Source organism: Acetobacter malorum (genome assembly GCF_001580615.1).
Taxonomy (GTDB): domain Bacteria; phylum Pseudomonadota; class Alphaproteobacteria; order Acetobacterales; family Acetobacteraceae; genus Acetobacter; species Acetobacter malorum.
Map to the genome: position 1 here is coordinate 1 of NZ_LHZC01000010.1, position 1,251 is coordinate 1,251.

Below are 1,251 nucleotides of genomic sequence, written 5' to 3' on the forward strand. Positions count from 1 at the left end.
TTAGAATAGGGCTGGCTACCTGTATTTGATGGCCGTCTATGAAGTTCTGGAATTCCTGTTTTTTCATACCGAGAACTCTGTCCAGAGAGCCGACAAATTTACCGTTTTCATCGTTCAAGATGAGTTTCTTTTCCCCTTGTTCTATCTTCCATCCTTTTTCCTCGATAGCATTTTGGAAGGCTTTGAACCCGTCACAATGGGAAAGAATTTCTTTTGCTTCTGCTCTGATGTCAAAAGGCTTTCCGCCGTTCCTACGTTGGCTTTGGTATTGTCCATCTCTTAGAAATGAATTTGGAAGATCACCGATTGTTAAGGTTTGTAACTTGTCTTTATATTCATCTGGGACATTATGAAAAACTGCACGATTATGACGACCTTGAACAAGTTCCAGATTATTATCTATTTCAAACATTCGAGAGATTTTTTCTTGTCTTTGATATTTGTTAGATAAATCGAGGGGTTTACCATTTTCTGGGTTAATCATTCTTATCAATAGATGCAGATGACGAGGGTCTGCTTCTGGGTTATTTTTTCGCGTGTATTCGTGTATTGCTGACGTAACGATATCGCTATCTGATAGATTAAATTCTTTTTTTACTCTTTGACGCATGTCCAGAAATTGTTCATTCGTCAAAGGTTCTTTAGAAGATATCTGCATATGTAAGAGTGAATTTTTTCTATTCCAGTCGTTTGCATCGTGGAAGCAATCCGCCACGTCCTGATATTCACCATTAAGCACTTCGACAGATTCGTTTTTGCTGTTTGCTGTGCAATAATTGAAGATATCGGATGGTAAGCTGTTTGACGTTATCGGATTGCTTTTTATAATCATTTTTCTTTTCTCATTATCTTACTTTTGATAATTTCTTATTAATTTCATCTCTTAGATTGTTGATAATTTCAGGTAATCTGCTGATATCTGGATATTCTCCGCTATTAACACGCTTTGCGATTTGATTGATGTTATTGCCGAGACTTGCTAGTTCTCTGCGTATGTCTGTTAATTGTGTTGCAATCATCGAACCGCCAGCCATTTCATTCAAAAGAACAGCACGGCAATACCGAGACATTGGCTTGCCGTTGGCTTTTTTCTTTATTCTGTTTTGCTCATCTTCCGTGAGCCTGATAGAAAATTTTTTATCTTTATTCATTTTTATGATGTCCTGTAATGACGGACATTATAGCATATATTTTTGCGTTTGACGGATATGTGGGAATATCTATATTTTTAGGTAGCCAGCCCTATTCTAA

The 1,251-nt window shown here is 37.0% G+C and carries 2 protein-coding genes; both read right to left on the reverse strand.

Annotated elements, in window-relative coordinates; all coding sequences use genetic code 11:
- The coding region (locus tag AD930_RS17560; protein ID WP_408735773.1) for a relaxase/mobilization nuclease domain-containing protein at nt 1-832 on the reverse strand (832 nt) is incomplete at its 3' end.
- 13 nt (nt 833-845) lie between these two features.
- The gene (locus AD930_RS00060; protein WP_061504668.1) at nt 846-1,151 is read right to left on the reverse strand and encodes a plasmid mobilization protein; all 306 of its coding nucleotides are present in this window, start codon (nt 1,149-1,151) and stop codon (nt 846-848) included.
- Nucleotides 1,152-1,251 lie beyond the last annotated feature (100 nt).